This window comes from Amycolatopsis sp. NPDC054798, assembly GCF_053611505.1.
In genome coordinates this window covers 1-9,301 of sequence record NZ_JBSHAM010000177.1, presented here as the reverse complement: position 1 = coordinate 9,301, position 9,301 = coordinate 1, and the positions used below count along the sequence as shown (strand labels likewise).

Sequence of the window (9,301 nt, the reverse complement as noted above, 5' to 3'; positions counted from 1 at the left end):
GCCCCCAGGCCGGGTGCACTGCCCTCCAGACGCCGACTAAAGGCGATCCCGCACGCGACGGCGGAGCCGGCGCCAAAATTACTGGTGCGCCTTAGCCGCCCTCAACGCAATCCACTGCCGCATCGCGTACTCGACCAACGTGATCAACGTCTGCTTAGTCGATTCCCGCTCTCGAGCGTCACACCGCACAATCGGAATGCTCGCGTCAATCGACAGCGCCTCACGCACATCGTTGATGTCGTGCTCCAGCACGCCATCGAACGTATTGACGCCGACGATGTACGGCAGCCCGCGGTCCTCGAAGAAGTCGATCGGCGCGAACGAATCCGCCAACCGCCGGGTATCGGCCAGCACGACCGCGCCGATAGCCCCACGCACGAGGTCGTCCCACATGAACCAGAATCGCTGCTGGCCGGGCGTGCCGAACAGGTACAGGATCAGGTCCGCGTCGAGCGACACCCGGCCGAAGTCCATGGCGACCGTGGTGGTCGTTTTGTACGGGGTCTGGTCGAGGTTGTCGATGCCGCGGCTGGCGTCGGTCATCATCGCCTCGGTGGTGAGCGGAACGATTTCCGACACCGAACCCACGAAGGTCGTCTTGCCCGCTCCGAAGCCGCCCGCCACCACGATCTTCGCCGATGTCATGGTCGGGGGCGCGGTTTCCCGCGGTGCCTTAAAGCCGACGGAGTCCACTCAAAACCCTTTCCATCAACATCAAGTGTGCTTCGGCGCCGTCCTGGCCCGAGATCGTCCGGTGCACGGTGACGAGGCCGGCGTCGGCCGCGTCGCTGATCAGCACCCTCGCCACCCCCAGCGGCACGGATAGCACCGCGGCGATCTCCGCCACCGAACGCGGGGTCCGGCACGCTTCCATGATCGAGATGCTCTCGATCTGTTCCGCCGCCGCCTGGGGGAAGCCCCCCGCGGCGACATGGTCTTTGGTGGAGATCAGTGTCTCCAGTTCGAGCGCGTAGTTCGCCCGGGTGCGCCCGCCGGTGAGAGCGTACGGGCGCACGATCGACGTCTCCTCGGCCGGGTCCACCCGATCGTGGCGCTCGGGCCGGACGATCGCCGACGGCATCGAGAACTCGCCGCTCGGCGGTCCGGGGTCGAAGAGCCCGCCTGGTCTGGGGCCGTCGGAGTCCGTACTGCCCGGTGGAGAGACGAGAGAGGTCACACCATCTCCTTGGTCGGCCGGCGGCGCGGGTGCCGCCGGCGGGTCCGCTGCCGCGTGCGCTCCCGCGGCGGGCGGCACTGGGGACTGGGATTCCTTCTTTTCTTTGCCGCTCTTCTTCCGTTTTCTGCGCGAGCGGCCCGAATCAAGGCTGAACCCGTTGAGGACGTCGGCGAACGTGCCGTCGTCCCCGGCGGCGGGCTCGTCCCCGCGCGGGGGCTCGCCGCCGGTACCGGGCTCTTCGCCGAACAATCCGGACCCCTGGCTCATCGCGCCATCATCCCACCGGTTCGCCGATCAGCGAGCCCCCGGCTCCCTGCAGCTGCGCGCGCAGCTCGGGGGTCAGGATCTGGCCGACGCGGTCGACGAGCATGGTCATCTCGTAGGCGACCTGCCCGATGTCGCAGTTGGGCGCGGCGAGGATCGCCAGGCAGGAGCCGTCGCTGATGGACATCAGCACCATGATGCCGAGTTCCATCTCGACGACGGTCTCGCGCACCGCGCCCGCCTCGAAACAGCGGGCGGCACCCTGGGTGAGGCTGACGAGCCCGGACGCCACGGCGGCGAGCTGGTCCGCGCGGTCGAGCGGCAGCCGGTTGGAGGCCGTCAGCAGAAGACCGTCGGCGGACACGACGACCGCGTGCGCGACGCCGGGGACCCGGTCGGCGAAGTCGTTCACCAGCCAGCCGAACTGGTTCTGCTGCGGCTGAGCCGCATTCGGCGAGGTCATTCACCCTCCAATGTTTCGTGGTTCTTCTCAGCGGCCTGCGCGGTGCGGTGCCTGCCGCGCTGGATCCCCTGCTGGAAACTGCTCAGGCGGCCGCGCACGTCGTGCGCGTCGCGGGACGGACGGGGGCTCGCCGACCCGGCGGGCGGCGGTGCGCTGCCGGGAAGAAGCTGTTCTCCTCGGCGGCGCCGAGGCAATCCTGCCGAAGTGAAGGAAGCGGGTGTCGACTGGGACACCGACTGGACGGTCCGCCATCCTTCGTCGGAACCGAAGTTCCACTCGGCGGCGCCTTCGGCGGGAGTCGTGGAGGGGCTTGCCGAACCGTCCGATCCGGCGGGAGCCGACGGGGTCTGCGGCGTGTCCGGCCCGGCGGAGGACTGCCGCGACGGGGCCTGTCCCGGCACCAGCGGCTGACCCCACAACCCGGTCTGCCCCGGCGTCGTAGTCCCGGACTGGCCGGGGAGGTTCTGGCCCGGCGTCCGGGTCTGGCCGAGACCCCCGGCAAGCCCTTGAGCCGAAGCCGTCGAGGCCGTCGCCGCCGGAGTCGCGTCCGCTGTCGTTCCGGACGGCGTGCCGGTCTGGACCGGTCCCCCGGCCAGACCCTGCGCCGAAGCCGGAGCCTGGTCCGCCTCCGTGCCGGCCTTCGCCGTGTTCTCCGCCGGCTGGCTCGGCGCGGCGGCCGGAGACTGCGCGGCGCGCCACGTCGTCAACGGCGAAGCACTGCCCGCGTTCTCGGCAGGCTTGCCCCACAACGAGGTCTGGTCCGTGCCCTGGGACTCGGCCGGTGCCGAAGCCGGTCCGTTCGCCGGAGCCGGGCTGTCCGTCTTCTCCGGTGCCGCGGTCTGGCCGTTGGCCGAAGCCTGTGCCGCCTGCGACGCGGGATTCTGCCCGGTTCCGGAGACCGCGGCTTCGAGCCCGGCCACTGCCGCCGGGACCTGGTTCGGGTCGGCAGACGGCGGGGCGGGCGGGAGGCTGCTCGCGCCCTTGCGGCGGGTCGGCAGGCTGTCCGGCTTGTCCGGCCGGACCGTCCGGTTCGGTTGCGGCGCGGGCAGTTCCGTGCGCGCGGCGGGTTCCTGGCGCGGCCAGCCGCCGTCCGGGTCGAACGCCGGGGGCACGGCCGGGACGGGAGCCGTCTCGTCCGGCGAGTCCGCGTCCGCGGGCCGTCCGCCGAACCCGGCGGGCGCGTCCGTGCCGCCGGACGGGGCGGTCGAACCCGGGGTGCGCTGCGGCATTCCACCGGGACGGTTCTGGTCCGCGGGGACGCCGAACGCTCCCGCGACCGTCTGCCGCCGCCGGGTCGCCGCGTCGTGGGCGCGAGCCCGCTCCTGCGACGTCGGCGCGCCCGGGGTTTCCACGGTGCCGGAATCCGCAGTGCTGCCAGCGGTTTCCGGCCCGGAGGTCCCGCGGACCTCCTGCCGTCCGCGCGTCACGCCGCGCTGGAAGCTGTTCAGCCTGCCGCGCACGTCCGCAGGGTCGCGAACGGGAAGGTCCGAGACTCCAGAGACACCACTGCTCTGTGTTTCAGCTGCGGGAGTCGCTGGTTCCGGCGTGGCGCTGCCCGGCATGAGCTGTTCGCCGCGGCGGCGCCGGGGCAGGCCCGACTTGGTGAACGCGGTCGGCTCCACCTGGGACAGTGCCTGCACTGTCCGCCAGTTCTCGTCGCTCGCGAAGTCCCAGTTGCGTTGCTGCTGTTCGGAATCCGCTTCCGATTCCGCGGCGGCTTTGCCCGGCGCGGACGAGGCGGACGGAGCGGCGGACGGGGGCTGCGCGGGCGAACGGAACCAGGCCGACAGCATCTCGTCGAAGATCGGCGTGTTCTCGATCGTCGTCTCGGCCGCGGACGGCGGCGGGACCTCCGGCACCTGCTGCGCGGCCTGGTTCCACCAGTCGCTCAGCGTCGTCGCGTTGGCCGCGGAGAAGAGGTCCTTGCCCGAGGGCAGTTCGCCGTCGCGTTCGTCGCGGTTTTCCGCGGCCGGTTCCGGTTCCGCCTCCGGGCGCGGCGGCGGGACGTCGAAGGTCTGCGGCAGCTTCGGCGCGGGCGGCGGCGGGGCGGGCGTGTCGTCGTCGCGCGGGATCGGGCTGAACAGCGCGGTGCCGGACACCTCGAGGTCCGACGGCGGACGCGCGACCTGGTCCCCGGAGAAACCGGCGAGGTCGCCCGCCGACGGCCACCGCTGGGTTTCCTCGGACTTGCTGCCCTGCTGCGGGACGAGACCCGGCACGGCCGATCCGTTGGCCGCCGGGCGCTGCCGCCGGGGCAGCCCGCCCGGCGCGGCGGGCGGGGCGGCGAGGCTCGCCTGGGGACCGGGCAGCTGCCCGGGTTCCGACCGGTCGCCCGGCGTCGTGGCCAGCCCGGTCATCACCAGCTCCGGCGGCACCACCACAGTGGCCCGCACGCCGACGATGTCCTTGCCGCCGTGCAGCGAAACGCCGATGCGGTGGCGCCCGGCGAGGCGGCCGACCACGAACAGGCCCATCCGGCGCGAGGTCGCGAGGTCGACCGAGCCCGAGTCGGTGAGCCTGCCGTTGGCCTCCACCACCTCGTACTCGTTCATGCCGATGCCCTTGTCGAGGATGTCGACGTTGAGCGAACCGTCCTCGGCGAGCCGCGTCGCGACCGTCACCTGGGTTTCCGGCGCGGAGAACGCGGTCGCGTTGTCCAGCAGCTCCGCGATGAGCCGCTGGACGTCGCTCGCGGCGAACCCGACGATCTTCACCGCGGGCGGGTGCTGCACCGAAACCCGTTGGTACTGCTCGATTTCCGACACCGCGGCGCGCAGCACGTCATGCGTGGCGACCGGCTGCCCGGAACGGCGGCCCGGCTCGGCGCCGGAGAGGACCATCAGGTTCTCGTTGTTGCGCCGCATCCGGGTGGCGAGGTGGTCGAGCTGGAACAGCGTGGCGAGCTGGTCGGCGTCCTCCTCGTCGCGCTCCAGCCGCTCGATCAGCTGCAGCTGCCGCTGCACGAGGCTCTGGCTGCGCCGCGACAGGTTGACGAACACGCTCGAGTAGCCGGCGCGCATGGCGGCCTGTTCGGTCGCCAGCTTCAACGCCTGGCTGTGCACCTTCTCGAACGCCCGCGCGACCTCGCCGACCTCGTCCTGCACCTGGACCGGCACCGGTTCGACCTCGACGCTCTGCGCGCGGCCCTCCTGGATGTTGCGGACTGCCTCGGGCAGGTCCTTCTCCGCGACGTCCAGCGCGGACCGCCGCAGGACCTTCAGCGAGCGCAGCAGCTGGCGAGCGATGACGAACACGACCGCGGCGGCGGCGGCGAGCGCCGCGAACAGCAGCACGGCCAGCAGGCCCGCGCTGCTGCCGGCGTCCTCGACCAGCGCGGACGACGCCGCGGTGAGGTCGGTGCTCATCCGGCCGGAGACCTCGCTCAGCTGCGCGGTCACCGCGTTCGAGGACTTGTTCCACTCCTGCGCCGAAAGCCGCTTGAGCGCGTCGTCGGTGGAGACGCCCTGCCCGCCGAGCACGGTGCCGAGCATCCGCTTGCGGTCGTAGGAGGTGTCCGGTTTGAGAGTGCTCTCGAAGTCGAGGCGCTGCGGCGCGGTGGCGGCCGCGTTGAAGTCGGCGACCCGGTCGTCGAACCGCAGTTCGGCGTCGCGCACGTCGCTCAGCTGCTGCGGGGTCAGCGTGCCGGCGGAGATGCCGTAGCCGACCAGGGACTGGGTGACCGACACCTGTTCTTTGGCGGCTTCGAGGTCGTGCAGCGCGCTCGGGGTGCTGCCGAGCGCGTCGGCGCTCGCGCCCGCCGACACCGCGGTGTCGGCGGCGATCAGCGCGCTGGTGACGGCGTTGTAGTCGCCGACGGCCTCGGCCGCGTTCAGCAGGCCGGCCCCGACCTGCTGGCGGATCACCGCGATCTCGTTGACCTGCGCGGTCGCCGAGTTCACCGCGCCGGACACGCTCGAACCGTCGGCCCCGACCCTCGCGGCCGCTTCGGTGAACGGCGCGACCGCCGCGTCGGTGGCCGCGCGGGCGGACTTGAGTTCCGGGGTGACGCCCGAGGTGCCCGCGATGAGCTGGGCGGCGGTCTGGGTGCGTTCGCGCTGCAGCCCGTCGGTGAGCGCGCGCAGCTGGGTGCTCAGCGCGACGAGCCGGTCGATGCGCTGGTAGTCGCTCGAGCGCGAGACCTGGCCCGCGATCGCGGTGATGCCGAGGACGAGCGCGAGCACGATGGGGACGAGCGTGACCGCGGACAGCTTGACCGGCAGGCTCCAGTCCCGCCAGCGCAACGCCGCCCGCCAGCCCGACGACCAGCGCGACCGCTTGGGCGGGCGGCCGAGCAGCTTCTCCACAGGCACTTGGCCTTCTCCTGCAACGGTCACGAAAGTGACTCCCTGTCCGGCGTCGTGGCGGCCCGTCGGCGGTTCCCGCGATTCTCCTCGCTTCCGGTGCGCCTCGCGCTCCCGGAGCGAAGTCCCGCGGTCCGCCTGCCCGCGCGTCCGACCGGGGGCGGGCACGACCGGGATGATCCGGCACCGGTCCGGGAGACGATCGGCTTCCCGGGACTATGCACGTGCACGACGCAACTTGCGGACTGCACGGCGGTGGTCGAGATCAACTTGTCTGCGCCTTATCGATCGCTGCGGGCGGCTGGGGCCAAAGAATCGTACACCAATCGCCGCCTGCGTTATTGCGTTCCGCATCGGGGGGCTGACCTGGGAAAATAGTCGAAGTGCGGGAACTCGGAGCCACGGATTCGACAACGATCGCCCGGCCCGGGAATTCCGGTTACCCGGTGCTCTCGGCCGCGGCGTCCGGCCGTCACCCGATTAGCCCACACAGGGTAAGCGACACCCTCGATGGGACTACGCTCCGTGCCCCCATCGGGTGGGTGCCCCCGGAAGTTGAACCCGATGTTGTGGAGATGCAGCGACGCGCCGCCCGACCCGGTGATTTTTGCCAGCCTCCCTTCCCTGCCTGGGAATCCCCGTCCGGACGCCGACCTGCTCGCCGAAGCGGAGCGGCCGCCCCGCCCGGCGGCTACGACCGGTCACCGTATTGGATCTTGACCGGCCCGTCACTCCGCCATCTGCCGCAACCCGCGCCGAACCCGGCGACTCCCGGTGACAGGGGTGCTCACTATTCCGAGTGATCAGCCCGTGATCTGCCCGGACGCGCCGTTTCGCACTATTTCCCGGCCGAAAAGGAATTTCCGGTGCCCTCGCGAACCGGCTTTTTCCGAGTTCCGGCGGCGTCGTTACTATGGCCGCCTCCCAGTCCGCAAGGGCGATCCGGGCGCTTTCTCGAACGATGCCCGCCGCCATCCACCGCGCAAGTTGCCGGAGGCAGCCATGCACAACGTCGCGCGCACCACCGGGCCGGCCGCCGCGGCCGAGGACACCGGCCAGATGCCCGCGCTGTTCGACCGCGAAGGAGGCGACGCCGCCCCGCGCGGCAGGCGCCGCAAGAGCGGCCCGGACTACGAGCAGATCCAGCGCAGCCCCCAGTTCCGCTCGCTGCGCAGCCGCTTCCGCCGGTTCGTGTTCCCGATGAGCATCGGGTTCTTCGCCTGGTACCTCGTCTACGTCGTGCTCGCCGCCTACGCGAGCGACTTCATGAGCACGCCGGTCTTCGGCCTGGTCAACGTCGGCATGCTGCTCGGCCTCGGCCAGTTCGTCACCACCGCGGCGATCACCGCGCTGTACGTCCGCTTCGCCGACCGCGAGATGGACCCGCGCGCCGCCGAGATCCGCGCGCAGGCCGCTGCTGTCCCGGAAGGAACCCGTCAGTGACTACCGCTTCGCTCGCCGAAGGAGCTTCGGAGAGCAACCCGTTGATCAACACCGGGGTGTTCGCGCTGTTCGTCGCGATCACCCTCTTCGTGGTCTACCGCGCGGGCAACCGCCGCTCGTCCACGTCCGGCTACTACACCGCCGACAGCGCCTTCACCGGAAGGCAGAACGGTGTCGCGCTGTCCGGCGACTTCCTGTCCGCGGCGTCGTTCCTCGGCATCGCCGGAGCGATCGCGATCAACGGCTACGACGGCTTCCTCTACTCCATCGGCTTCCTCGTCGCGTGGCTCGTCGACCTGCTGCTGCTCGCGGAGCTGCTGCGCAACACCGGCCGCTTCACGATGGGCGACGTGCTCAGCTTCCGGATGAAGCAGCGTCCGGTGCGCGCCGCGTCGGCCACGTCGACGCTGGTGATCTCCTTCTTCTACATGCTCGCGCAGATGGCGGGCGCGGGCGGCCTGGTCGCGCTGCTGCTGGACGTCCACTCGAAGTGGGGCCAGGCGATCGTGATCACCGTGGTCGGGCTGGTGATGATCTCCTACGTGCTGCTCGGCGGCATGAAGGGCACCACCTGGGTGCAGATCATCAAGGCCACCATCCTGCTCACCGCGGCCTCGCTGATCACCGTGTTCCTGATGGGCAAGTACGGCTTCAACTTCTCGAGCCTGCTCCGCGCGGCCGCCGACCGCAGCCCGATGGGCAAGGACCTGCTGTCCCCCGGCGGTTCCTACGGCGCCAACGGGACCACGAAGCTCGACTTCGTGTCGCTGTCGCTGGCCCTGGTGCTCGGCGTCGCCTCGCTGCCGCACGTGCTGATGCGCTTCTACACCGTGCCGAACGCCCGCGAGGCGCGCCGCTCGGTGGTGTGGGCGACCGCGTGCATGTTCGTGTTCTACCTGTGCACGCTGGTGATCGGCTTCGGCGCGGCGGCGATCGTCGGCCCGGACGAGATCAAGGCCGCGCCCGGCGGCGAGAACTCGGCCGCGCCGCTGCTGGCCCTGCACGTGGGCGGGACGGTGCTGCTCGGCGTCATCTCGGCGGTCGCGTTCGCGACGATCCTCGCCGTGGTGGCCGGGCTGACGCTGACCGCGTCGGCCTCCTTCGCCCACGACGTCTACGCCAACGTCGTGAAGCGCGGCAAGGCGGAACCGGAGGACGAGGTGCGGGTCGCCCGGCTGACCGCGGTCGTGATCGGCGTGCTCGCCATCCTCGGCGGCATCCTCGCCAACGGCCAGAACATCGCGTTCCTCGTCGCGCTCGCGCTCGCGGTGGCCGCGTCGGCGAACCTGTCGACCCTGCTGTACTCGCTGTTCTGGAAGCGGTTCAACACGACCGGGACGCTGTGGAGCATCTACGGCGGGCTGATCGCCTGCGTCGTGCTGGTGCTGTTCTCGCCGGTGGTGTCCGGCGCGCCGGACTCGATCTTTTCGGGCGTCGACTTCCACTGGTTCCCGCTGAAAAACCCGGGCCTGGTGTCGATCCCGGTGTCGTTCCTGTGCGGCGCGATCGGCACCTTCGTCGGCCGTTCGAAGGGCGATCCGTCCAAGCACGCGGAGATGGAGGTCCGGTCGCTGACCGGCATCGGCTTCGGCTCCTGACCCTTGCCCGTGTAAGAGCCGCGGCCCCCGGTAGTTCCGGGGGCCGCGGCTTGTG

The 9,301-nt window shown here is 71.0% G+C and carries 6 protein-coding genes; 2 read left to right on the top strand and 4 right to left on the bottom strand.

Translation table 11 applies throughout. The features are described 5' to 3' along the window. Positions 1 to 78: 78 nt before the first annotated feature. Genes ACWGIC_RS43845 through ACWGIC_RS43830 form a run of 4 tightly spaced genes read right to left on the bottom strand, consistent with a single transcriptional unit; the run spans position 79 to position 6,214 of the window. Entirely contained in the window at positions 79 to 693 is a 615-nt protein-coding gene (locus tag ACWGIC_RS43845; protein WP_081654960.1) for a GTP-binding protein, read from the bottom strand. Further along, on the bottom strand, positions 674 to 1,444 hold the full coding sequence (locus tag ACWGIC_RS43840; protein ID WP_452081858.1) for a DUF742 domain-containing protein: 771 nt from the start codon (positions 1,442 to 1,444) through the stop codon (positions 674 to 676). The genes ACWGIC_RS43845 and ACWGIC_RS43840 overlap by 20 nt, the downstream gene beginning before the upstream one ends. Positions 1,445 to 1,451: 7 nt before the next feature. After that, positions 1,452 to 1,904, bottom strand: coding sequence for a roadblock/LC7 domain-containing protein (locus ACWGIC_RS43835; protein ID WP_009075317.1), 453 nt, complete (start codon positions 1,902 to 1,904; stop codon positions 1,452 to 1,454). Next, the gene (locus tag ACWGIC_RS43830) at positions 1,901 to 6,214 is read right to left on the bottom strand and encodes a nitrate- and nitrite sensing domain-containing protein (RefSeq protein WP_452081859.1); all 4,314 of its coding nucleotides are present in this window, start codon (positions 6,212 to 6,214) and stop codon (positions 1,901 to 1,903) included. Before ACWGIC_RS43830 ends, ACWGIC_RS43835 begins: the two co-directional genes overlap by 4 nt. A 993-nt stretch (positions 6,215 to 7,207) precedes the next feature. Between ACWGIC_RS43830 and ACWGIC_RS43825 the strand changes: the two genes are divergently transcribed. Next, a complete protein-coding gene (locus tag ACWGIC_RS43825; RefSeq protein WP_452081857.1) occupies positions 7,208 to 7,648 on the top strand; it encodes a DUF485 domain-containing protein in 441 nt (146 codons plus the stop codon). Then, positions 7,645 to 9,246 carry a solute symporter family protein gene (locus ACWGIC_RS43820; RefSeq protein WP_452081856.1) on the top strand — a complete coding sequence of 534 codons (1,602 nt, stop codon included), beginning with the start codon at positions 7,645 to 7,647 and terminating at the stop codon, positions 9,244 to 9,246. Before ACWGIC_RS43825 ends, ACWGIC_RS43820 begins: the two co-directional genes overlap by 4 nt. Positions 9,247 to 9,301: the final 55 nt, after the last annotated feature.